Here is a 23260-nt window from a genome sequence, read left to right as displayed (position 1 = left end):
TGCCGGGAAGGCCCTGGTGGACGCGACACGAGCACGGAGGAGAGCGTGATGCGGCGATTGGGCAGGGCCGGGCGGGGGCGGCGACTCGCCGTCGCGGCGGCGGTCGGCGCCGTCCTGTGGGGCTGGGCGGCGGGGCCCGCGGCGGCGGAGAGCTCGATCCGCGCGCAGGAGTGGTTCCTGGACGCCATGCAGGCCGAGGAGATCTGGAAGACCAGCACCGGCCAGGGCATCGTCGTGGGCCTGGTCGACAGCGGGGTGCAGGCCGACGCCCCCGACCTGGCCGGCCAGTTGCTGCCCGGCACCGACCTGAGCGGGCTGCCCGGCGGCGTGCTGTCCGACCCGATCGGCCACGGCACCCACACGGCCAGCGACATCGCCGGCACCGGCAAGGGTCTGAACGGCAAGGGGGCCTACGGCCTGGCGCCCGGGGTCAAGATCCTCCCGGTCAAGAACACCACCTCCGACATGAACCCCGCGATGACCCAGGACCAGTACGTGGACCAGCTGTCCCGGGGCATCGTCTACGCGGCCGACAACGGCGCCAAGATCGTCAACGTCTCGCAGGGCACCAACGTGCTCACCCCCGCCAACCGCAGCCGGCTCCAGGCGGCCGTCAACCACGCCATCGAGCGCGGCGCCCTGGTGGTCGCCTCGGTCGGCAACGAGGGCAAGCAGGGCAACGCCCTGGTCTACCCGGCCGCCCTGCCCGGCGTCGTCGGCGTGTCCGGCAGCGACCGGGACGGGAAGTTCTGGGAGGAGTCGCAGCACGGCCAGCAGGTGGTGCTGGCCGCCCCGGCCACCGACATCTACGGCGCGTGCACCGGCCCGTCCGGGTACTGCAAGGGCAACGGCACCTCCGACTCCACCGCGCTGGTCTCCGCCTCCGCCGCGCTGCTCTGGTCGGCGCACCCCGACTGGACGGCCCACCAGGTGCTGCGGGTGCTGATCAACACCGCCAGCGACCCGCAGCACCGCAACGAGTACCTCGGCTACGGCGTGGTCCGGCCCCAGGTCGCGCTGACCGCCCCCGGCGACCCCGGCCCGGCGGACGTCAACCCGCTGCCCACCGTGGCCACCTCGCCGTCCGCCTCCCCCGACGCGGACGCCCAGAGCCCCGGCGGTGCGGCGAGCGCCTCGCCCGGCGCGGCCCCGGAGCCGTCGGCCGCGCCGCAGAAGTCCTCGTCCGGCCCGGGGAGCCTGCCGCTGGTCATCGGCGGCGTGGTGGCGGTCCTCCTGGTGCTGGCGGTGGTGGTGGTCCTGCTGGTCCGCCGCAGGCGCCGCCCCGACGCCGAACCGCTGCTGCCGGACGGCCCGCAGCCGTACGGCGCGCCGCAGCCCCCGTACGGGACGCAGCCGCCGCCCTTCGGGACGCCGCCGCCGTACGGAACCCAGCCCGGGTACGGCGCACCGCAGCCGCAGCCGTACGCGGCCCCGACCGCGCCGTACGCCCCGACCGCGCCGTACGCCCCGACCGCGCCGTACGCCCCGCTGCCGCAGCAGCCGCCCGCGCCGTACGGGCAGCCGCCGCAGCAACAGCAGCCCCCGCAGCAACCGCCCGTGCCCTACGTACAGCCCCCGCAGCCGCCGCAGCAGCCGCCGGGCGGGGGCCCGTACGGGGGCTGACGGCGGGGCCGGTCCGGGCGGCGGGCGGCGCGGGGCGTCCCGGGCCGCCCGCCGTCGGCGTCCGGGCGGGCGGGCGGCGGGCGGTCACCGGCGCCGGACGCCCCTGTGTCCGCCCGGCCCGGACGACTAGGCTGACGGCGTTGGGGCAGCCTGTGGCGCCCGACCGGCCAGTGGTGTCCGGTCGGAGCGATCACGAAGATCGTTCGACCTGTGCAAGACCAAGGAGACACCCACGTGGCAGACCGCAAGCCCATCGAGACCTGGCTGACCGACATGGACGGAGTCCTCATCCACGAGGGCGTGCCGATCCCCGGGGCCGATGCCTTCATCAAGCGGCTGCGTGAGTCCGGGAAGCCCTTCCTCGTGCTCACCAACAACTCGATCTACACCCAGCGCGACCTGCACGCCCGCCTGGCCCGGATGGGCCTGGACGTGCCCGCCGAGCACATCTGGACCTCCGCGCTGGCCACCGCGAAGTTCCTCGACGACCAGCGCCCGGGCGGCACCGCGTACGTGATCGGCGAGGCCGGCCTGACCACCGCGCTGCACGACGTCGGCTACGTGCTGACCGACACCGCCCCGGACTTCGTCGTGCTGGGCGAGACCCGGACGTACTCCTTCGAGGCGATGACCAAGGCCGTCCGCCTGATCAACGACGGCGCCCGGTTCATCGCCACCAACCCGGACGAGACCGGCCCGTCCGCCGAGGGCGCGCTGCCCGCGACCGGCGCGGTGGCCGCGCTGATCACCAAGGCGACCGGCGTGGAGCCGTACTTCGTCGGCAAGCCGAACCCGCTGATGATGCGCGCGGGCCTGAACGCGATCGGCGCGCACTCGGAGAACAGCGCGATGATCGGCGACCGGATGGACACCGACATCGTCTCCGGCATGGAGGCCGGCATGTCGACCTTCCTGGTGCTGACCGGCCTGACCCAGGCGGCCGAGGTCGACCGCTTCCCGTACCGGCCGACCCAGGTGGTCGACTCGATCGCCGACCTGGTCGAACTGGTCTGACCCCGCTCCCCGCAGGGCCCCCGGCGCGCCGCGCCGGGGGCCCTCGCCGTGCCGGGCCGCGGGCGCCGGCGCCGCCCCGTCCGCGAACCGGGCGTGACCGCCCGGCCCCGGACCGTCGCCCCCGGTCCGGGGCTCCTCAACACGGCCTTAAGCCGCCCGTAACTACCCTGACGTACCGTCAGATCGGCCGCTCCGAGTGGCTAGCGTCCCGGACACACCCTCTCTCCGCACGACGCAAGGGAGCCCCTCGATGGCCTCCGTCCGCCGCACCGCCCTGCCCCTGCTGGCCGCCGCCGCCCTGCTCGGCGGCCCGGCCGCGCTGCCCGCCGCCGCCGACGCCCCGCCCCCGGCCCCGTCCGGATCGCCCACCGCCCCGCCCGTGCCCGCGCCGTCCTCCTCCGAACTGGCCCGGACCGGCGACGCGACCACCGACGGCGTGCTGCTGTCGCTGGGCTCGGTGCTGCTGCTGGGCGGTGCGGCCTGCGCGGTGCTGCGCCGGCACCGCCCCGGGGACGACGGCTGACCGGCCGGGGCTCGCGGACCGGGTGGCCTCCGTCGCTCCGGCGGACCGGGGTGGTTGAGTTGAGGGCATGAGCAGCACGCCCTCCGCCCCGTTCCGCGTCGGCCTGATCGGCTACGGCCTGGCAGGTTCCGCCTTCCACGCCCCGCTGATCGCCACCACCCCCGGACTCCAGCTGGACGCGGTGGTCACCGCCAACCCCGACCGCCGCGCCCAGTTGCACCGCGACCACCCCGGCGCCCGCGCCCTCGACACCCCCGAGCAGCTGTTCGAGGACGCCGACCGGTTCGACCTGGTGGTGATCGCCTCCCCCAACCGCACCCACGTCCCGCTCGCCCGCACCGCCCTGCTGGCGGGCCTGTCCACCGTGGTCGACAAGCCGCTCGCCGCGACCAGCGCCGAGGCCCGCGACCTGTGCGAGTTCGCCGAGAAGTCCGGCCTGCTGCTGTCGGTGTTCCAGAACCGCCGCTGGGACGGCGACTTCCTGACCGCCCGCCGGCTGATCGAGGAGGGCCGGCTCGGCCGGGTGCACCGCTTCGAGTCCCGCTTCGAGCGCTTCCGCCCGAAGCCGAAGCCGGGCTGGCGCGAGCTCGCCGACCCGGCCGAGGTCGGCGGCACCCTGTACGACCTCGGCAGCCACCTGGTCGACCAGGCGCTCACCCTGTTCGGCCCGGTCGAGACGGTGTACGCGGAGATCGACGTGCGCCGCGACGGCGCGGTGGTCGACGACGACGCCTTCCTCGCCCTCACCCACACCGGCGGCGTCCGCTCCCAGCTGTGGACCAGCGCCCTGGCCCCGCTCGCCGGGCCCCGCCTGCGCGTCCTCGGCGACAGCGCCGGCTACGTCAAGTTCGGCATGGACCCGCAGGAGGCCGACCTGCGGGCCGGCCGCCGCCCGGGCGGACCGGAGAGCCACTGGGGCGACGACGACCCGGCCGCGTACGGCCTGCTCGGCAGCGACGGCGACGCCGAACCGGTCACCACCGACCCCGGCGACTACCCCGCCTACTACGCGGGCATCGCCGCCTCGCTGGCCGACCGCACCCCGCCCCCGGTCGACCCGCGCGACGCCGTCGCCACCCTGGCCGTCCTGGAGGCCGCCCGCGCCTCCGCCGCGACGGCCTCCGTGGTCCGCCTCCCCTGAAACCCGCCGACGGCGGGGCCGGACGCCGGTAACCACCGGCTCCCGCCCCGCCGTCGGCACACCCCCGGTCCGGGCACCGCGAACCGCCCTTGCCGACACCGGCATTGACGCACCGCTCGCCCCGGACAGCGGTGAACACCCGCCGCAGCACGGCCGTTGGCACACCATCCGGCCCCGGCACCGCGAACACCCCTTGTCCACAGCCCCGTTGGCGTCCCACCCACCCCAGGCACCGGGAACCACCCGGCCCCGCACCGACGTTGACACGCCCCCACCCCGGGCACCGGCAACCACCGCCTCCCGCCCCGCCGTCGCCGCACCCACCGACCCGCACCCCCGGAACCACCCGGCCCCGCACCAACATTGGCACGACCCAGCCCCGGGCACCGGCAACCACCTTCCTCCGCACCGACGTCGGCGTCCCACTCGCCCCAAGCACCGGCAACCACCCCGCCCCGCACCGACGTTGACACGTCCCCGCCCCGGGCACCGGTAACCACCGGCTCCCGCCCCGCCGTCGCCGCACCCACCGACCCGCCCCCCGGGAACCACCCGGCCCCGTCCGGCCGTTGTCGTACCGCCGGATCCGAACACCCCGCCCCGAGGAGGCCCGCCCCGTGCCCGTCGCGCCGCTCCTCCTCGCGCTGTTCCAGGTCCTCACCGGCGACCTGCTGACCGGCCCGGGTGCGCTGACCACGGCCGCGCTGCTGCTGTTCGCCGCCGCCGTCGCCGGCACGCTCACCGCGGCCCGCCGTTCCGGTGCCCGCACCCCGGCGGCCGTCCACGCGGGCGTCCTGCGCCGCCGCGCCTACCGGACCGCCTACCTGCGCCCGCGCGACCCGGACGCCCCGGGCCGCGCCCGCCCCCGCGCCCCGGGACGGCTGCCCGCGGCCGCCTGAGGGGCCCGTCCGCCTCCGCAGTCCCGCGAACCTCCCCGGCCCCGCCGGAACCGGGAGCCCCGCGCTCCCCGGACCGGGGCCGGGAGTCCGCCGTTCCCGCCGTCCCCGTCAGGGGCGCGGGGAGCTGCGCGAGCGACCGTCCGCCGTCCCCGCCCCACCGGGCCGGGACGCCCCCTCCGCGCGTCCGCCCTCCGAGCACCGTCGCCCTGCCCCGCCGACTCCCGGAGAGCCCGCCGTGTCCGTCCTGAGCGTCCTCGACCCCGCCGTCCGCCTCGCCCACGCCGCCGTCGCGGCCCTCGCCACCGCCGTGCCCACCGCGGTGGCGATCGTCCTGTTCACCCTGGCCGTCCGGGCCGCCCTGCACCCGCTGGCCCGTTCCGCGGCCCGGGCCGAACGGGCCCGGGCCCGGATCGCGCCGCAGGTCGCGCGGCTGCGCGAGCGGCACGCGAAGGACCCGGCCCGGCTGAACCGCGAACTGCTGGCGCTGCAGCGCGCCGCGGGCACCGGCCCGTTCGCCGGGCTGCTGCCCGCGCTGCTGCAGGCGCCGTTCTTCTCGGTGATGTACCGCCTGTTCACCAGCGCCCCGGGCCACCTGCTGGACGCGACCCTCGCGGGCGTCCCGCTCGCCACCCACCCCGCGGCGGCCCGCACCCCGGCGCAGTTCGCGGTGTTCGCCGTCCTGGAGGCGGCGCTGCTCGCGCTGGCCTGGTTCAACGTCCGCCGCGCGCAGGGCGCGGGCACGCCCGCCGCCGGCACGCCAGCCGCCGGGCCGCTGCGCTGGCTGGCCTTCGGCACCCCGCTGTTCGCCCTGCTGCTGCCGCTGGCCGGGCAGCTGTACCTGCTGGCCTCCACGGCCTGGACGGCGGCCGAGCGGTGGTACCTGCACCGCCCGGCCGCCGCCGCGGCCGGTGCTCAGGCGGTGGGCCGCCAGGCCGCCAGGTGAGCGTCGATCTCGCCGGTCAGCCGGCGCTTGCCCGCCGCGTCCAGGAAGGACGCCTCGACGGCGTTCCGGGCCAGCGCCGCGACCCCGGCCTCGTCCAGGTCGAGCAGCTTCGCGGCGACCGCGTACTCGGTGTTCAGGTCGGTGCCGAACATCGGCGGGTCGTCGCTGTTGATGGTGACCAGCAGGCCGGCGTCGACCATCTGCCGGAGGGGGTGGTCCTCGATCCGCTCGACCACCCGGGTCGCCAGGTTGGAGGTCGGGCAGACCTCCAGCGGGATCCGGTGCTCGCCGAGGTGGTCGACCAGGGCCGGGTCCTTGACCGACTGGGTGCCGTGGCCGATCCGCTCCGCGCCGAGCACCCGGATCGCGTCCCACACCGTCTCGGGGCCGGTCGACTCGCCCGCGTGCGGCACGCTGTGCAGTCCGGCCGCCCGGGCCCGGTCGAAGTACGGCTTGAACTGCGGGCGCGGCACCCCGATCTCGGGGCCACCGAGCCCGAACGAGACCAGCCCCTCGGGGGCCAGGTCCAGGGCGAGCCGGGCGGTCTCCTCGGCGGAGGCCAGCCCGGCCTCGCCGGGGATGTCGAAGCACCAGCGCAGCACGATGCCGAGGTCCTTCTCGGCGGACAGCCGGGCGTCCTCGATCGCCTCCATGAAGGCGACGTCGGGGATGCCCCGGCTGACCGACGAGTACGGGGTGACGGTCAGCTCGGCGTACCGGATGTTCTGCCGGGCCATGTCCTGCGCGACGCCGTAGGTCAGCGCCCGGACGTCCTCGGCGTCCCGGATCAGGTCGACGACGCTCAGGTACACCTCGATGAAGTGCGCGAAGTCGGTGAAGGTGAAGTACTCGGCGAGCGCCTGCGGGTCCACCGGGACCCTGCTGCGACCGGCGTGCCGCGCCGCCAGCTCGGCCACCACCCGCGGCGAGGCCGACCCCACGTGGTGCACGTGCAGCTCCGCCTTCGGCATTCCGGCGATGAACGCCTCGATCCCCTGGACACCCTCGACCACGGCACGCTCCCGTCTACTTCACCCGGACCCGGACAGACCTCGCATGCTAACCCGCGCGCCCGGCCCGGCCCGTCACCACTTGGTGGCGAGCGTCGCCAGGGCGTCCCGCGCCTGGTCCTTGCTGGTCCGGGCGTTGAAGTGCGGGTCGACGTCCATGTACACCATCACCACGACGGTGCCCTTGCGCGCCATCAGGTAGACGAAGTCACGCGAGTCGCTCCACGTCCCGTCCTCGTAGGCCCACTTGTTCTTGCCCTCCTCGACGTACACCTCGTCGGCGCCGGGCACCGCGGGCGCCGTGCCCGCGTGCACGCCGCTGTACTGGGTGCCGGCCCCGCTGTCGGTGTCGGCGTCCTTGTAGTCCGGGCAGCGCTTGTCGTTGTCCCGGAACTTCTGGATCTCCCGGTGCGCGTCGGCGGCGGCGGTGAACTGCTCGGCGGTGGTGATCGCGTACGTCGAGTCGCTCTCGTGGTCCTGCTGCACGTAGCGCCAGGTCGCGGCGCTCAGGCCCTTGACCTGGGTCCCGTCCGACCCCCACTCGCAGGACGCGCTCATCACGAAGTTGTCCGTGCTGGCGTTGTCCTCGCCGCTGCTGACGTAGGCGTTGTCCCATTCTTCGGCGGTGAGTGCCAGCTGGTCCGTCTTCGCCTGCGCCGCCTTGGCGTCGCCCGCCTTGGTCCCGCCCGCCGCCGCGCCGGACTTGCTGTTCTTCTCCGGCTCCTTGAGCTTGCCCTTGCCGGTCGGGCTGGCGTGCGCGGTCGGGCTCGCCGCCGCGCTGTGCGGCGCGGACGCGCCGGAGAGCCCCGGGTCGGACGAGGACCCGTCGTCGTTGCAGGCCGTCAGCACCAGCGCGGCCGCCCCCAGTGCCGCGATCCGCAGAGCGGTCTTTCGCGCACGCACCGTCATGTCCGTCAACTCCCCCGTGGAAAACAGGCGTTCGACCCCCCTGGCCACGCCGATCGGTCGCCCACCCTAGTCCAGGCGGCCGGGCGTACCCGCACCAGGACGAATCAGCCCGGACCGGCTCCCGTCGCCCGTCCTGACGGCCCGTCACGACCGTGCGCCGCCGCCGGGATCCGCAGGTCAGCGCCGTGTCGGCGCCCCCGCCCCGGCCCGGCGGACGGACCCGGCGGGCGGGCGCCAGTTTTTACCCGGAATTTGCCGCCGGGAGGGGGACGCCGGGCCGGGCCGGGGTCCGGTCAGCCGCCCAGGGCCGTGCTGACGGTGTGGATGAGCAGGCCCGCCAGCGCGCCCACCACCGTGCCGTTGATCCGGATGAACTGCAGGTCGCGGCCGACGTTGGCCTCGATCTTGCGGGAGGCGTCGGCGGCGTCCCAGCCCGCCACGGTCTCGGAGATCAGCGAGGTGATCTCCTCCCGGTAGGTGGAGACCACGTACTCGGCGGCGTCCAGCAGCCAGCCGTCGGTCTTCGCCTGGAGCTTCGCGTCGGTGGCCAGCCGCCGGCCGAGGGCGCGCAGCCCCTCGGTGAGGCGGCGGCGCAGTTCGCTGTCCTCGTCCTCGGCGGCGTTGAGCACCAGGGCGCGGACGGCCGCCCAGGAGGAGGCGATCAGGTCCTGCACCTCGGGACGGGCCAGCAGGTCGGCCTTGGCCCGCTCGACCCGGTCGATGGTGGCGGGGTCGTGCTGGAGTTCCTGGGCGAAGTCGGCGAGGAAGTTGTCGAGGGCGCCGCGGGCGGGGTGGACCGGGTCGTCGCGGACGTCGGTGACGAAGCGCAGCAGTTCCTTGTAGACGCGTTCGCCGACCTGCTGGTCGAGGAACTTGGGCGTCCAGCCGGGGGTCTTGGCGGTGACCCGGGCGACCACCTCGCCGTGGTGCTCGACCAGCCAGTCGTGGCCGCGCACCGCGACCAGGTCGACCAGGCCCTTGTGCCCGCCGTCCGCGACGATCTTGCCGAGCAGCCGTCCGGCGGGTTCGGCGACCGAGGTGGCGGCGGCCCGCCGGGTGACCGCCTCGGCGACCACGGCCTGCACGTCCTCGTCGCGGAGCACCGCGAGCAGGCCGCGCAGCGCGGCGGCGGCCTCCCGGGTGACGCGTTCGGCGCTGCCGGGCGCGGAGAGCCACTCGCCGAGCCGCCGGGCCACCCCGATCCGGCCCAGCCGGGCCCGGACCACCGGGGCGGACAGGAAGTTGTCGCCGACGAAGTCGCCGAGCGAGCGGCCGAAGGCGTCCTTCTTGGTCGGGATGATCGCGGTGTGCGGGATCGGCAGCCCGAACGGGCGGCGGAACAGCGCGGTGACGGCGAACCAGTCGGCGAGCGCGCCGACCATGCCGGCCTCGGCGGCGGCCGCGACGTACCCGGCCCAGGCGCCCGCGCCGGACGCCTTCGCCCAGGTGGCGAGGGCGAACACCAGCGTGGCCAGGGCGAGCAGCCCGGTCGCCACGCTCTTCATCTTCCGCACACCGCGCCGCTTCTCCTCGTCGGCGGCGGTGAAGCTGACTCCTGGGGCCGTCTGGTCCGTGCTCACCCCGTCAGCCTGGCACACCGGGCGGGCGAAACGGCCGCCACCCCGCGAATCCGTCCGCCCGGCGCCCCCGCGGACCCGCCCGGTCGGCGCCTCAGCCGCCCCCGCCGAGCACGATCCGCCGCACGCCCTCCCAGCGGGCCGGGTCGGTGACCCGGCGCCCGTCGAGCAGCACCCGGACGCCGGGGAAGTCGGCCGCGCCGAGGTCCCGGTACTCGGGGTGGTCGGCCTGGACGACCAGCGCGGCGGCGGGCTTGCCCTGGTCGGGCGGCAGGCCGAGCGCGGCCAGTTCGTCCGGGGGGTAGAGCGGGTCGCTGACGCCGACCTCGGCCCCGGCCGCGCGCAGCGCCTCGACCAGCGGGAACACCCCGGAGTAGGCGGTCTCCTTGACCCCGCCCCGGTAGGCGGCGCCGAGCACCGTCACGGCGACGCCCTCCAGCGGGCCGAGCGCGCCCTCCAGCAGCCCGACCGCGTACGCCGGGACCCGCTCGTTGGCCTCGCGGGCGGCGCGCACCACGGTGGCGTCCGGGTCGTTCCACAGGTAGAGCCGGGGGTAGACCGGGATGCAGTGGCCGCCGACCGCGATGCCGGGGCGGTGCAGGTGGCTGTAGGGCTGGGAGTTGCAGGCGTCGATCACCTCGGCGAGGTCGACGCCGACCCGGTCCGCGTACCGGGCGAACTGGTTGACCAGCGCGATGTTGACGTCCCGGTAGGTGGTCTCGGCGAGCTTGGCGAACTCGGCGGCCTCCGCGCTCGACAGCTCCCACACGCCGTTGCCGCGCGGCAGGTCGGGGCGCGGGTCGAAGTCGAGCACCGCCCGGTAGAACTCGGCGCCGCGCCGGGTGGAGTCCCCGTCGATGCCGCCGACCAGCTTGGGGTAGCGCCGCAGGTCGGCGAAGACCCGCCCGGTGCGGACCCGTTCGGGGCTGAACACCAGCGCGAAGTCCCGTCCGGCGGCCAGCCCGGAGCCGGCCTCCAGCCGCTGGGCGAAGCGGCCGCGCACGGTGCCCACCGGCAGGGTGGTCTCGTAGCTGACCAGGGTGCCGGGGCGCAGTCCGGCGGCGACGGCGTCGGTGGCGGCGTCCAGCAGCCCGAAGTCCGGGGTGCCGTCGGGGCCGGTGACCAGCGGGACGACGATCACCACGGCGTCGGCCCCGGCGGTGGCGGCGGCGGTGTCGGTGGTGGCGCGCAGCCGTCCGGCGGCGACGGCCCCGGCGAGCCGCTCGGCGAGGTGGGCCTCGCGCGGGAAGGGCGGCCGTCCGGCGTTGACGGCGGCGACCGTGCCGGGGGCGATGTCCGCGCCGGTGACCAGGTGGCCCCGGCCGGCGTACTGGACGGCCAGCGGCAGGCCGATCTTGCCGAGGCCCACCACGCAGACGTCCAGCACGCGGACGTCCGACCCTCGGACGTCCGGCTCCCGTTCGGGGCTCACCGGGCGGTCCCCTTCAGGGCGGCGGCCAGGCCGTGCCGCCGGGCCCGGCGCAGCGCGCGCTTGACGGCCCACCGGGCGCGGCGCAGCGGTGCGGGCACCAGGCGGCGCCAGCCGTCCGGGCCGGGGGCGCGGCCGGTCTCGAACAGGGCGTCGGGCAGGCCGAGCCGCCGGTCGCGGAACATCGGGTAGGCGGCGTAGAGCTTGGCGCCGCGCCGGACGGGGGCGGCCTCGCCGTGGTCCTGCTCCCAGGCGATCAGGTCGCACAGGGCGAGCAGTTCGCCGCGCCGGGCCAGCGCGAGCCGCAGCCGGGCGGGGACCGGCAGGGTGCGGAACACGGCGGGCGAGCAGTGCCGTTCGGTGAACCGGCCGATCTCCTGGACGATCCGCCGCTGCATGGCGGGCGGCTCGTCCAGGAAGGGGGCCTGGAGCAGTTGCGGGACGTCCCAGCTGAAGTAGCGGGCCCGGACGGCGTCCCGGGCGGGGCCGGGCAGGGTGGACCGGTCGAGCACCTCGTGGGCGGCGGTGAAGCCGCGCAGCCGGTCCATCGGCCCGGCCCGGTGGGTGACGTTGGAGCGGTCCCGGCGCAGCACCAGGTGGTAGTAGTCGTAGTCGGCGAGGACGGAGACCTTGCGGGCGTGCAGCAGGGCGCCCAGGGTGAACGGCTGGTCGGAGTGGATGACCAGGTCCTCGCGGCGGCGCAGGCCGTGGTTGGTGACCAGGTCGCGGCGGAACAGCTTGGTGTCGCCGAGCGCCCAGGCCAGCGCGGAGTCGGTGAAGCCGACCCGCTCGGCGGTCCGGTCGAAGATGCCCTGCGGGACGATCCGGCCGTGCTCGCCGACCTGCTTGGGGATCAGCACGTCGGAGTCCCAGCGGTCGGCGGCGTCGACCATCCGCTCCAGCGCCTCGGACCCGAGCCAGTCGTCGGCCCCGAGGTAGAGCAGGTAGCGGCCGCGGGCGAGTTCGGTGCCGCGGTTGGTGGGCTTGGCGGGGCCCCCGGACGCGGGCTGCCGCAGGGTGCGGAACAGCCCGGGGTGGGCGGCGGCGTAGCGGGCCAGCTCCTCGGTGCTGCCGTCGCTGGAGCCGTCGTCGACGGCGACCACTTCCATCCGCCGGTGCCCGATGCTCTGGCCCACCAGCGAGTCCAGGCAGGCGGTGAGGTAGGGCATGGTGTCGTGGACGGCGATCACCACGCTGACGTCCGGTACGTGCTCGGTCACGAGGTGTCAACTCCCGTACCGGCCGACTGGTCACCGTGCTGACTCGAACGAGTGAAGGCGGGCCGGCCGGGGCGGGTCAGGCCACCGGCGCGGCGGTGGCCGTGCCGCTGCCGGCGTAGATCCGGGCGATGACGTCCTCGATCGCGGGTTCGCGCACCGACAGGTCGACCAGCGGGTAGCGCTCGGCGACGGCGGCGACGATCGGGGCGGCGCTCCGCTTGGCCGGGAAGGCCAGCCACTGGCGCGGGCCCTCGGTGCGGACGACCCGGACGCCGGGCAGGTCGATCGGCGGGTGCGCCTCGGCGAGGTCGACCACCAGGGTGCGTTCGCTGCCGCCGATCTCGTGCAGCCGCTCCAGCGGGCCGTCCAGGACGAGCCGGCCGTGGTCGATCACCATCACCCGGCCGCACAGCTGCTCGATGTCGGTGAGGTCGTGGGTGGTGAGCAGCACGGTGGTGCGCCGCTCCCGGTTGGTCTCGCGCAGGAACTCGCGGACCTTCGCCTTGCTGACGGTGTCCAGTCCGATGGTGGGCTCGTCCAGGTACAGCACGCTGGGGTCGTGCAGCAGGGCGGCGGCCAGGTCGCCGCGCATCCGCTGGCCGAGCGAGAGCTGCCGCACGGGGGTGTCCAGCAGGTCGGCGAGGCCCAGGAGTTCGACGCACCGGTCGAGGTTGGCCCGGTAGCGGGCGTCGGGGATCCGGTAGATCCGCCGGGCCAGTTCGTAGCTGTCGCGCAGCGGCAGGTCCCACCACAGGGTGGTGCGCTGGCCGAACACCACGCCGATCCGGCGGGCGAGTTCGGCCCGCCGGGCGGCCGGGTCGACGCCGGCCACCCGCAGCCGGCCGCCGCTGGGCACCAGGATGCCGGTGAGCATCTTGACGGTGGTGGACTTCCCGGCGCCGTTGGGCCCGATGTAGCCGACGCACTCGCCCTCCTCGACGGCGAAGGTCAGCCCGTCGACGGCCCGCACCTCGCGCTTCCCGCGGCGCCAGCGGCCCTCCTTGGTGCGGACGGTGAAGCTCCGCCGGACGTCCTCGACCTCGATCACGGCCATGGTTCCCCTTCCCTCAGTTTCCGGTGGAGCGGTAGGCGCGCAGCCCGGTCCGCCAGGCGAGCCCGGCCGCCAGCACGCACAGCGCGGCGGCCAGCGGCGAGGCGAACCGGAAGGCGACGGGCAGCCCGAGCGGGTCGGGCCGGCCCAGGACGTGCAGCGCGGGCAGCCAGTTGACGAAGGCCAGCGGCACGCCGAAGACGGTGCCCGCGACGAGTTCCCTGGCGAACACGGTGGGCGGGTACTGCAGGACGGTGGCGCCGCCGTAGGTGACGGCGTTCTGCAGTTCGGCGGCCTCGCCCCACCAGAACTGCACGCAGGAGCAGCCGACGAACAGCGCGCAGAAGATGACGGTGCCGCAGAGCAGCAGCACGGGCACCATCAGGACGCGGTCCCAGGTCCAGTGCACGTCCAGCGCGGTGAGCGACCAGCCGAGCACCGCGAAGGCCTGCAGCAGCCGGCCCAGGCGGCGCAGCGAGAAGCGTTCGGCGGCGAGCTGGGCCAGCGCGGGGGCGGGCCGGATCAGCATGGTGTCCAGGCTGCCGGAGCGCACCCGCTCCCCCAGCCCGCCGACCGAGCCGACCAGGACGTTGGCGGCGCCGAGCGCGACCGAGGAGGTGGCGTACAGGAACCCGGTCTCGGCGAGGGTCCAGCCGGCCAGCTGCCTGGTGTGGGCGAACATCAGCAGCAGCACCGCGAAGTCGAGGAAGGTGATCAGCGTGTTGGCGGCCAGCGAGAGCGCGAACGAGGCCCGGTAGGCCATCGTGGAGCGGATCCACATCCCGGTGATCAGCCACCAGGAGCGCACCGCCCAGCCCGCGCGCGCCGCCGCGCCCCGGACGGGTTCAGCCACCCTGGACCACCACCCGGCGCACCGCGAGCGCCTGCCCGACCCGGCCGAGGGCCAGCAGGGCGGCGCCCCAGGCGAGTTGGAACCCGTACAGGCCGAACAGGGCGGTGCCGGTGCGGCGTTGCAGCAGCACGTCGGAGGGCAGCTGCACCATGGCCGAGAACGGCAGCACCCGGGCCAGCTCGCCGAGCAGGCCGGGGAAGAGCGCCAGCGGGAGGAGCATCCCGGAGAAGAACATCGACACCACCGTCATCGCGGCCCGCACCCCCTCGGACTCGTGCAGCCAGAAGCCGGTCAGCGTGGCCAGGAAGCGCAGCCCGAAGCTGACCAGCACCGCCAGCGCCACCGCGAGCAGGAACTCGGCCCACACCAGCGGGTCGGCCGGCAGGGTCAGGTCGAACAGCGCCGCGCCCGCCAGCATCGGCAGCGCGCCCCGGGTCAGCAGCTGGTAGCCGGCCCGGCCCAGGTCGGTGGCCAGCCACCAGCCCTGGAAGTCCACCGGCCGGTACAGGTCGACCGCGATGTCCCCGCTGCGGAAGCGGGCCTGCAGCTCGTCCTGGAAGCCGCCGCCCCAGACCGCGACGGTCACCAGGAGCCCCTGGCTGATCCAGACGTACGTGACCGCCTGCGCGGCGTCGTACCCGCCGAGGCCGGGCCGGGCCCGCCACAGCGCGAGCATGGTGGACGCCAGGATCACCCCGAACACGGTGTTGGTGACCGTCCCGGCCAGCGTCGCCGCCCGGTACGTCGAGTAGCGCCGGAACGCCCCCCGGGCCACCGGTAAGTAGACCGCTCCGCGCATACTTGTCTCCTTGTCGACAATCACCCGCACGTGGACGCGACCCACCAAGCTATGCCCGCCCCCCGCCCGCCCGCACCTGATTTCCGACGGCGCCCGAGGCACGGACGAGAGCGCCCGAGGCACGGCAGCGGGCGCGTGCGGCACGGACGAGGGCGCCTGCGGCGTGCACCGGCCCGCCGCGGGCGCCCTCTCGTCGTTCCGTACCGCTGGTCGTCCTACAGGTACAGGCCCGTCGACCCCTCCAGGTCGCCGAAGCGCCCCGCCGCCACCGCGTGCAGGTCGCGCTCGCGCAGCAGTACGTAGGTGGCGCCGCGCACCTCGACCTCCAGCTTGTCCTCCGGGTCGTACAGCACCCGGTCGCCGGGTTCGACGGACCGGACGCTCTGGCCGACGGCCACCGCCTCGGCCCACGCGCAGCGCCGCGACAGTTCGGCGGTGGCCGGGATCAGGATGCCGCCGGTGGAGCGCCGCTCGCCCTCGCCGCTCTCGGTCCGCACCAGCACCCGGTCGTGCAGCATCCGGATCGGCAGCTTCTCGCCGAGCCGGTCGTGCCGCCCGTGCCGGTCGTCCTCGGGGCCGGCGGCCGTGTTCTGGGTGTCGTTCTCGCTCACGCCCCGACCGTACCGGACCGGGGAACGGCGGCGGGGCCCCGGGCACCTGCCCGGGGCCCCGCCGCGAGGTGCCGTCAGCCCTTGCGCCGCCGCCGGGCCGAGGCGATCAGCAGCACCACGCCGACGCCGACCAGCGCGGCCGGCACCACCCGCTCGGCGCGCAGCCGCCCCTCCTCGTCCACGAACTTCGACCGGGCCTGCTCGACGGCCCCGCTCGCGGCGACGTACGCCCGCCCGGCCTTCTGCTCGACCGCGGCCCGGACCTTGGCCTTGGTCTGCGCGGCGACGGTGGCCGGGTGGACGCGCATGGCGAGTTCGTCGAGGGTCGCGGCGAGCCGGTCCCTGCTCCCGGCGATGTCCGCCTCGATCTGGGCGGTCGTCCGCGGTGCCGACGTGTCCTTGCTCGATGCCACTGGGGCCACCCCATCTCTGTTACCGCTAGGTACTGCTTCTCCTCGGACAGTCTGTCAGCTCGCCGCCGCACGCGCGCAGCGCCACCCACCAACGGGAGTAGGTTGAACCAGCAGCACGACCACCCGTCCACTCCCGAGGAGAGCCCCGATCGTGAGCGAGCGCCTGCAGCCCGGCGACACCGCCCCCGCCTTCACCCTGCCCGACGCCGACGGCAAGGAGGTGTCGCTGGCCGACCACCTCGGCCGCAGGGTGATCGTCTACTTCTACCCGGCGGCGCTCACCCCGGGCTGCACGAAGCAGGCGTGCGACTTCACCGACAACCTGGAGGTGTTCGCGGGCGCCGGGTACGACGTGATCGGCATCTCGCCGGACAAGCCGGAGAAGCTCGGGAAGTTCCGCGAGGCCGAGGACCTGAAGGTGACCCTGCTGTCCGACCCGGAGCACCGGGTGCTGGAGGCGTACGGCGCGTACGGCGAGAAGGTCAACTACGGCCGCACCTACCAGGGCGTGATCCGCTCGACGATCGTGGTGGACGAGCGGGGCCGGGTGGAGCGGGCGCTCTACAACGTCCGGGCCACCGGCCACGTCGCCAAGCTGCTGAAGGACCTCAAGGTCGGCCAGTAGCCCGGCGGGTGCGCAAAGGAGCGGTGGCGGCCGACCCCCCGACCGGGTCGACCGCCACCGCCGTTCATGGGCTCGGGATCAGCCTCAGCAGGCCCCGAGGTCCGTCCAGACGCCCCAGGCGCCGCTCAGCGAGGGGTCCTCGCCGGTGGTCCACCACTTGTTCTGGTAGTAGTGGCCCTTCCACGACACCTTGGTGGTGGTGGCGTAGGCGGTGCCCGCGACCCAGCTCGGGGCGCCCGAGCAGGTGCCGGCGGTGACCGACGCGGACGGCGAGGCCGACTGCGAGGCGGAGGCCGAGGCCGACGGGGACGCCGACTGCGAGGCCGAGGCGCTGGCCGACGCGGACGGCGAGGCCGACTGCGAGGCGGACGCGGAGGCGCTGGCCGACGGCGAGGCGGTGGCCGCGGTGGCGCCGCGGGTGAAGTCGCCCTTGATGCCGTACAGGGTGCCGCCGACGTTCACGGTCCAGTTGGCGGGGGTGGAGACCGGCAGGTAGTAGACGAAGGCGACGTCCACCGAGGCGCCGGGCGCCAGCGTCTGCCAGGTGGGCAGCTTCAGCGAGACGCGGTTGTAGGTGCCCTTCAGACCGCCGACGTTGCTGCCGGTGTGGTCGGCCCGGATGACCTTGGAGCCGAAGCCGGACTGGTCGGCGGCGTTGCCGGGCGCGGAGACCGAGTAGTCGAACTGGAACTCGGTGCCGCCCGGCAGGGTGGTGGTCGAGTTGTTGACGATGTGGATCTTCGGGTTGATCGGGTAGTTGTTGTCGCCCAGCGCGAAGTCGGTGAAGGACACGTCGATCGGCAGGGTCTGCTGCGGCAGCGCGATGGTGGAGCGGGTCGCGCCGTACGCCGAGGCCGACTTGAACTTGTCGTACAGCAGCGAGGTCATGGTGTTGCCCTGGACGTACTCGCCCTTGCCGCCGTTGGCGGTGGCGTCCCACTTGTAGTCGCCGGCCAGCTCCCAGATCATCGCGCCGCCGACGCCCTGGTTGACCACGTAGTCGGCCTTGGCGCCGATCGACTGGTCGTCCTCGGTCGACAGGAAGACCTTCTTGTCGGCGTTCCACAGCCACGGCGCGACCAGCGACGAGCTGTAGTTGCGGGCGTAGGTGCCCTTGAGCGCGGTGTCGGTCACGCCGTACTTGGACAGGTAGTCCGGGACGACGCCCGCTTCCAGGTTCTTGGCGTGCCACATCGGGTTGGAGCCGGCGGGCGACTCCTTGCCGTTGTCGTCCAGGTCGTGCCAGATGTTGTCGATGCCGACGGCGCCGTCACCACAGGTGGTCAGGCCGGAGCCGGCCGGGCAGTTGGTGGTGGAGGAGGTGCCCCACAGGCCGTTGGTGCCGCCCTGGACGTTCTGGAAGCCGCGGGTGTAGTACGGCACGCCGAGGTTGATCCGGCCGGCCGGCATCGCGCCGCGGAAGTAGTGCACGGCCCAGTCGGTGTTCAGGTAGCCGATGCCGCCGTACTGCGAGGTGCCGTACACGTTGGCGGCCGCCAGCTCGGCGTCCTTGCCGTCGTCGTACAGCGCGGCGTTCGGGCCGACGTACTTGTTCCAGGCGCCGTGCAGGTCGTACGACATGATGTTGACGTAGTCCAGGTACTGGGTGACCTGGAAGGTCTCCATGCCGCGCAGCAGGTAGCCCGAGGACGGGGCGGCGACCGACAGCAGGTAGTACTTGCCGTCGGCGGCGGAGGCCCGGTCGAGCTTCTCGCGCATGGTCTTCATCAGCGCCGCGTAGCCCTTCATCAGGGAGGCGCGCTTGGCGTTGCTGATGCTGTAGTCGAGCGGGTTGCCCGCGTCCTTCATCGAGGTCGGGTACTCGTAGTCGAGGTCGACGCCGTTGAAGCCGTACTTCTTGATGAAGGTGACGGCCGAGTCCGCGAAGGTGTTGATGCCGGCCTGGTTGACCGACCCGTCCGCGTTGACGGTCATCGAGTAGAAGCCGCCCGAGTTGACCCGCTTGCCCGAGTCGTCGAAGTAGCCGCCGGTCTCGGCCCAGCCGCCGACCGAGACCATGGTCTTGACGTTCGGGTACTGCTTCTTGAACTTGCTGAGCAGGTTGAAGTGGCCCTTGTACGAGTACGCCGGGTCCATCTCCGCGCCCGCCACGCCGGGGAAGGTCATCCCGGTGGAGGCGTTGTTCGGGCCGTCGGTGCCCACGGACAGCGTGTTGTCCGAGGCGACGTGCGCGAACGCGTAGTTGAGGTGGGTGACCTTGTCCCAGGGGATGTTGTTCACCAGGTAGGCGGGCGTGCCGTCCTTGCCGGTGCGCCAGCTGGTGAAGTAGCCGATGACGCGGCGCTGGTGGTCGGCGCCCATCTGCTCGCGGCCGCTGGTGTCGTAGACGTTGCAGTACGGGACGTCGACGCCGGGCGTGGTGTACATGCCGTCGGGACGGCACGCCTGGTTGTCGACGGCGGCGGCGGACGGGGCGACGCCGAGCGTGCCCATCAGCAGGCCCGCCAGCCCCGCGGCCGCGGCGGCGCCGAACGCCACCTTGCGGCCCTTGAGGTGGCGGCCCGCAGCGGTGGGACGCTGCTCCGCCTTGTTTCGGATCAACACTCGGTCCTCCTGGAGGGAGTGTCGTGCGCACGGCCGTGGGAAGCCGCGCACCTGTGGGGGAAGTTCCGCCGAACCTAAAAGGTCTGGACCATCCACGTCAACAGGTCTGTACCAACTTGATATGAAGGGCCGGACCGTCCGCACTCGGACGATCCGGCCCTCCCTAAGGAAAGTTGACGCTACTTCATGCTGCCGGTCATCGCGTTGACCAGGGTTCCGGACGGGTCGTCCGCCTCCAGCGAGTAGGCGAAGATGCCGCCGAGGCCCTTGGAGGTGGCGTACGAGCCGCGCGCCGCGATGGCCTGCGGGGTGTCACCGGTCCACAGGTTGGTGCCGTCGTAGATCCACGAGCTCTGCGTGGTCGGGTCCCAGTGCACCGAGGAACCGGTGGTCTTGCCGGCCGCCACCAGCTCCTTCCAGAACGCCACGCCGGCGGTCTGGCTGGTGCCCTGCGCCCCCGCCGGGCCGGTCGCGCTCTGGTAGAGGCCGTAGTTCGAGCCGGCCGGCACGCCGGTCCACCCGCGCATGTAGAACGGCACGCCCAGCACCAGCTTCTTGGCCGGGAAGCCGCCCTTGATCCCGTACGCCGGGGCGCCGTTCAGGTAGGCGTTGACCGCGTTGTCCACGGTGTACCTCTGGGTGCCCGGGGCGACGGGGTTGCTCGGGTCGTTCGGGCTGTCGTACAGCGGGTCCTGCAGGTTGGTCGGACCGGTCGCGTCCCAGGCGCCGTGCATGTCGTAGGACATCACGTTGCCGTAGTCCAGGTACTTGCCGATCTGGTCGGTCTGCAGCAGCGCGATCTTGTCCTGGCCGGACGGCAGCGCCGCGGTCAGCAGGTACTTCTTGCCGACGGTCTGCCCGTAGGCGTCCAGCTGGTTGCGGAACTCGGCCAGCAGCGCGGTGAAGTTGGCGGTGTCGGCGGCCGCGTAGTGGTTGCCGGTGTGGCCGCCCGCGGAGGCCGGGTACTCCCAGTCGATGTCGATGCCGTCGAAGATGCCCATCGCCGCGGCGGCGCCGCCGGTCGCGTCGCCCTGGATCGAGGGCAGGTTGCCCTTGATGAACATGTCGATGCAGGAGGAGACCAGCTTCTTGCGCGAGGCGTCGGTGGCCGCCGCGTCGGAGAAGTACTTGGAGTACGTCCAGCCGCCCAGCGACATGGTGATCTTCAGGTTCGGGTACTTCGCCTTGAGCTCGCGCAGCTGGTTGAAGTTGCCCTTCAGCGGCTGGGTCCAGGCGTCGGTGGTGCCGTCCACCGCGATGTCCGCGGTGTAGCCCTTCTGGTAGTCCGCGAACGCGTCGCCCGCGCCGTCGCCGGCGCTCGGGTTGTTGTCGTTGGTGTCCGCGGCCTTGATGGTCTCGAAGCAGCTCAGCGTGGACGGGTTGATGTTGGCGAACGCGTAGGTCATCGTGTTCAGCCCGCTCGCCGCGCCGGTGGCGGCCATCGTCGACGGGTAGTACTTGTTCCCGTAGATGCCCCACTGCGCGAAGTACGCCGACTTGAGCGCGCCGGTCGGGGCCGCCCCGGTGGTGACGGTCACCGGCGCGGTGAACCCGCTGCTGTGCCCGTCCTTGTCGTAGCCCTGCACGGTGAAGGAGTACGAGGTGTTCGGCAGCAGCGAGGAGATGGTGACCGCGGTGCCCATCGAGGTCGCGGTCTGCACCGTGGTGCCGCCGGTGAAGATCCGGTAGACCGCGCTGTTGCCGTTCTGCGCGTTGTCGGTGGAGGCGTTCCACTTCAGCGTCACCGCGGTGCCCGCCACGCTCGCGGTCAGCCCGGTCGGCGTGGTCACCACCCCGTCCCCGCCCGGCGTCCCGGTGCTGGAGGCACTGGCCGACGGCGAGGCGCTCTGCGAGGCGGAGGCCGAGGCGGACCCGGAGGGGGAGGCGGACGAGGACGCGCTGGCCGAGGCGCTCGCACTGGCACTCGCACTGGCACTCGCGCTCGAACTCCCGCTCGCCGAGGGGCTGCTGGAGCCCGACCCGCCGGGGCCGGTGAGGACCAGGTCGTCCGCGTAGTAGGTGCCCTGGCCGTACCAGCCGTGGGTGTAGACCGTCACCGAGGTGGTGGAGGCACCGGTGGTGAAGGTGGTGCTGCGGTTGGTCCAGTCGGCGCTGGATCCCCAGGCGTTGGTGTCGGTGGTGCCCGTCCCGGTGACGCCCAGGTAGGTGTAGTTGCCCTTCAGCCAGCCGCTCAGGCTGTACGTGGTGTTCGGGCTGACCGTGACGGTCTGCGAGCACTGGGCGCTGTCCGACGCGGAGGCCGCCGCCTGCAGCGCCTTGGTGCCGCCGTGCGGGGCGGTGGAGGTGATCGAGCCGAGGCCGGCCGAGCAGTTCCAGCCGCTCGGCGTGCCGCTCTCGAAGTCGCCGTTGACGAGCAGGTTGACGGTGGCGGCCGAGGAGGCGCCGCCCATCGCGGTGACCAGTCCGGCGGCACCGGCCACCAGGGCGGTCGCGGTCGCCAGCGCGGTGCCGGCCTTCAGCGGACGCCGCCCGGTGCGGGCGGCGGAGCGCGCGGCTGTGGCGCGTTCGGGCATGGGTCGCTCCAATGCTCGCGCCCGGGGTGGGGGACCGGGCGCCGTGGGGGAGGAAGGCGTGCCTGGGCCCGGCCGTTGCGCACCGCCCGGGACCCGGATTTCCGCGGATCGGCGCGAACGTACGTGGTCTGGACCACACCGGTCAATAGGTCTGTACCAATTCTTGAACAAGCCGGGACGCCCCGAACCACCGCCCGAAAGGGTGGTGCACGCCCGTGCGACGGGCCAGTAGCATGGCGGGAGTCACACATCGGCGGTCTTGGCGGAATTGGCAGACGCCCGGGTTTTAGGTGCCCGTGAGAGAGATCTCGTGAGGGTTCGAGTCCCTCAGGCCGCACCGGCGTTCACGCGTGAAGAGGCCCGCCCCGGATCCTCCCGGGGCGGGCCTCTTCACGCTTCCGCCGCGACTACGCGAGCAGTTCGGCGACCACCGGCGCCAGCGAGCGGAACGCCTGGCCGCGGTGGCTGATCGCGTTCTTCTCCTCGGCGCTCAGCTCCGCGCAGGTGCGGCTCTCGCCGAGCGGCTGCAGGACCGGGTCGTAGCCGAAGCCGTTCGTCCCGGCCGGCTCGGTGCGCAGGGTGCCGTGCAGCCGGCCCTCGACCACCCGCTCGGTGCCGTCCGGCAGCGCGAGCGCGGCGGCGCAGGCGAACGAGGCGGCCCGGTGCTCGGCGGCGATGTCGCCGAGCTGGGCCAGCAGCAGGTCCAGGTTGGCCTTGTCGTCGCCGTGCCGCCCGGCCCAGCGCGCGGAGAAGATCCCGGGCGCCCCGCCCAGCACGTCCACGCACAGCCCGGAGTCGTCGGCGACGGCCGGCAGCCCGGTCGCCCTCGCCAGCGCGTGCGCCTTGAGCAGCGCGTTCTCGGCGAAGGTGACCCCGGTCTCCGGCACGTCCGGCACCTCGGGGAAGGCGTCCGCGCCCACCAGTTCGACGTCCAGTCCGGCCGCGCCGAGGATGTCGCGCAGCTCGGCGACCTTGTGCTGGTTGCGGGTGGCGAGAACGAGTCGCTTGGTCATGCCGCCCAGCCTAGTGCCGCGGCCCGGTTCAGCCGGTGCACACCTTGCTGACCCGCCCGGCCGCGCTGCCCAGCGGCCCGAGGTCGGGCGTCTGGTTGCCGTCCACGGCCTTCTGCACGTTGTCGAGCTGGGTCTGCAGGTCGGTGACGGCCTTGGCCAGGTCGGCGTCGCTGGAGTTGCGCCCGAGCTTGTCCACGTCGCCCTTGAGGTTCTGCAGCGCCCTCCCGGCGGCGGCCGGGTCCTGGTCGGCGTTGTTGTACGCGTCGCCGAGCTGGGCCACGTGCGTGCTGATCTGCACCGCGGTGTTGGCGCAGCTGAGCGCCTTCTCCGCGGCGGAGCAGCTGACCGCGCTCAACGGCAGGACCAGGGCCAGCGCGGCGACGGCGAGCGCGGTGGTGCGGTTGATGCTCAGCGGCTGCTGCATCGGCGAGTCCTCCAGGAGGGTGTGCGGGCTCACCCCGAACGTTAAGGCTCGGCCCGCGTGCCTGTACAGCACTCCGGTGCCCGC

21 protein-coding genes and 1 tRNA gene are annotated in these 23260 nt (G+C 73.8%); 8 read left to right on the top strand and 14 right to left on the bottom strand.

Annotated features, from left to right (window positions below):
• Positions 1-48 precede the first annotated feature (48 nt).
• The 6 genes from mycP to yidC all read left to right on the top strand — a co-directional run bounded on the left by mycP (position 49) and on the right by yidC (position 6143).
• Entirely contained in the window at positions 49-1623 is a 1575-nt protein-coding gene (gene mycP, locus ABD345_RS08460; RefSeq protein ID WP_344551307.1) for a type VII secretion-associated serine protease mycosin, read from the top strand.
• Positions 1624-1857: 234 nt separating this feature from the next.
• Positions 1858-2637 carry an HAD-IIA family hydrolase gene (locus ABD345_RS08455; RefSeq protein ID WP_344551306.1) on the top strand — a complete coding sequence of 260 codons (780 nt, stop codon included), beginning with the start codon at positions 1858-1860 and terminating at the stop codon, positions 2635-2637.
• Positions 2638-2887: 250 nt separating this feature from the next.
• Positions 2888-3160, top strand: coding sequence for a hypothetical protein (locus ABD345_RS08450; RefSeq protein WP_344551305.1), 273 nt, complete (start codon positions 2888-2890; stop codon positions 3158-3160).
• A gap of 67 nt (positions 3161-3227) precedes the next feature.
• Entirely contained in the window at positions 3228-4301 is a 1074-nt protein-coding gene (locus tag ABD345_RS08445) for a Gfo/Idh/MocA family oxidoreductase (protein ID WP_344551304.1), read from the top strand.
• Positions 4302-4918: 617 nt separating this feature from the next.
• Positions 4919-5200, top strand: a complete 282-nt coding sequence (locus ABD345_RS08440) for a DUF6412 domain-containing protein (protein ID WP_344551303.1) — start codon at positions 4919-4921, stop codon at positions 5198-5200.
• Positions 5201-5435: 235 nt separating this feature from the next.
• Positions 5436-6143, top strand: a complete 708-nt coding sequence (yidC, locus tag ABD345_RS08435; protein ID WP_344551302.1) for a membrane protein insertase YidC — start codon at positions 5436-5438, stop codon at positions 6141-6143.
• Here yidC and ABD345_RS08430 read toward each other — a convergent pair.
• From ABD345_RS08430 to ABD345_RS08385, 10 genes are all read right to left on the bottom strand, one after another.
• Positions 6113-7114, bottom strand: coding sequence for an adenosine deaminase (locus ABD345_RS08430; protein ID WP_344551334.1), 1002 nt, complete (start codon positions 7112-7114; stop codon positions 6113-6115). The two genes, yidC and ABD345_RS08430, sit on opposite strands and share 31 nt — an antisense overlap.
• Before the next feature lie 114 nt (positions 7115-7228).
• Positions 7229-8062: a hypothetical protein gene (locus ABD345_RS08425; RefSeq protein WP_344551301.1), complete on the bottom strand. Its 834-nt coding sequence runs from the start codon at positions 8060-8062 to the stop codon at positions 7229-7231.
• Between the two features lie 293 nt (positions 8063-8355).
• On the bottom strand, positions 8356-9642 hold the full coding sequence (locus tag ABD345_RS08420; protein WP_425556783.1) for a DUF445 domain-containing protein: 1287 nt from the start codon (positions 9640-9642) through the stop codon (positions 8356-8358).
• 91 nt (positions 9643-9733) lie between these two features.
• On the bottom strand, positions 9734-11023 hold the full coding sequence (locus ABD345_RS08415) for a nucleotide sugar dehydrogenase (protein WP_344551333.1): 1290 nt from the start codon (positions 11021-11023) through the stop codon (positions 9734-9736).
• Between the two features lie 44 nt (positions 11024-11067).
• A complete protein-coding gene (locus tag ABD345_RS08410; RefSeq protein ID WP_344551299.1) occupies positions 11068-12288 on the bottom strand; it encodes a glycosyltransferase family 2 protein in 1221 nt (406 codons plus the stop codon).
• A 76-nt stretch (positions 12289-12364) separates the two neighbouring features.
• Complete coding sequence (locus tag ABD345_RS08405) at positions 12365-13342, bottom strand: ABC transporter ATP-binding protein (RefSeq protein ID WP_344551298.1); 978 nt, start codon at positions 13340-13342, stop codon at positions 12365-12367.
• Positions 13343-13355: 13 nt separating this feature from the next.
• Complete coding sequence (locus tag ABD345_RS08400; RefSeq protein WP_344551296.1) at positions 13356-14192, bottom strand: ABC transporter permease; 837 nt, start codon at positions 14190-14192, stop codon at positions 13356-13358.
• A complete protein-coding gene (locus tag ABD345_RS08395) occupies positions 14185-14991 on the bottom strand; it encodes an ABC transporter permease (protein ID WP_344551291.1) in 807 nt (268 codons plus the stop codon). The genes ABD345_RS08400 and ABD345_RS08395 overlap by 8 nt, the downstream gene beginning before the upstream one ends.
• Positions 14992-15206: 215 nt before the next feature.
• Positions 15207-15509 carry a GroES family chaperonin gene (locus tag ABD345_RS08390; RefSeq protein WP_344551332.1) on the bottom strand — a complete coding sequence of 101 codons (303 nt, stop codon included), beginning with the start codon at positions 15507-15509 and terminating at the stop codon, positions 15207-15209.
• A 167-nt stretch (positions 15510-15676) separates the two neighbouring features.
• Positions 15677-16015: a DUF3618 domain-containing protein gene (locus ABD345_RS08385; RefSeq protein WP_344551289.1), complete on the bottom strand. Its 339-nt coding sequence runs from the start codon at positions 16013-16015 to the stop codon at positions 15677-15679.
• A gap of 151 nt (positions 16016-16166) precedes the next feature.
• On the opposite strand from ABD345_RS08385, the gene bcp reads away from it, so the two are divergent.
• On the top strand, positions 16167-16640 hold the full coding sequence (bcp, locus tag ABD345_RS08380; protein ID WP_344551287.1) for a thioredoxin-dependent thiol peroxidase: 474 nt from the start codon (positions 16167-16169) through the stop codon (positions 16638-16640).
• An 84-nt stretch (positions 16641-16724) separates the two neighbouring features.
• Here the strand turns inward: bcp and ABD345_RS08375 are convergent, their stop codons facing one another.
• Together ABD345_RS08375 and ABD345_RS08370 are read right to left on the bottom strand one after the other, a co-directional pair.
• Positions 16725-19139 (bottom strand): chitinase C-terminal domain-containing protein, encoded by a 2415-nt coding sequence (locus tag ABD345_RS08375; RefSeq protein ID WP_344551331.1) that lies wholly within the window; start codon positions 19137-19139, stop codon positions 16725-16727.
• A gap of 245 nt (positions 19140-19384) precedes the next feature.
• Positions 19385-21739 carry a glycosyl hydrolase family 18 protein gene (locus ABD345_RS08370; protein WP_344551285.1) on the bottom strand — a complete coding sequence of 785 codons (2355 nt, stop codon included), beginning with the start codon at positions 21737-21739 and terminating at the stop codon, positions 19385-19387.
• A gap of 253 nt (positions 21740-21992) precedes the next feature.
• Here ABD345_RS08370 and ABD345_RS08365 point away from each other — a divergent pair.
• Positions 21993-22076, top strand: a tRNA-Leu gene (locus ABD345_RS08365).
• Between the two features lie 70 nt (positions 22077-22146).
• Here the strand turns inward: ABD345_RS08365 and rdgB are convergent.
• Together rdgB and ABD345_RS08355 are read right to left on the bottom strand one after the other, a co-directional pair.
• Positions 22147-22752 carry an RdgB/HAM1 family non-canonical purine NTP pyrophosphatase gene (gene rdgB, locus ABD345_RS08360; protein WP_344551283.1) on the bottom strand — a complete coding sequence of 202 codons (606 nt, stop codon included), beginning with the start codon at positions 22750-22752 and terminating at the stop codon, positions 22147-22149.
• Between the two features lie 28 nt (positions 22753-22780).
• Positions 22781-23209 carry a hypothetical protein gene (locus tag ABD345_RS08355; protein ID WP_344551281.1) on the bottom strand — a complete coding sequence of 143 codons (429 nt, stop codon included), beginning with the start codon at positions 23207-23209 and terminating at the stop codon, positions 22781-22783.
• Positions 23210-23260 lie beyond the last annotated feature (51 nt).

The sequence above is a fragment of the Kitasatospora saccharophila genome (genome assembly GCF_039529925.1).
GTDB lineage: Bacteria > Actinomycetota > Actinomycetes > Streptomycetales > Streptomycetaceae > Kitasatospora > Kitasatospora saccharophila.
Note: the sequence above shows the minus strand (reverse complement) of the source record. Positions and strands in the feature narration are given on the sequence as shown.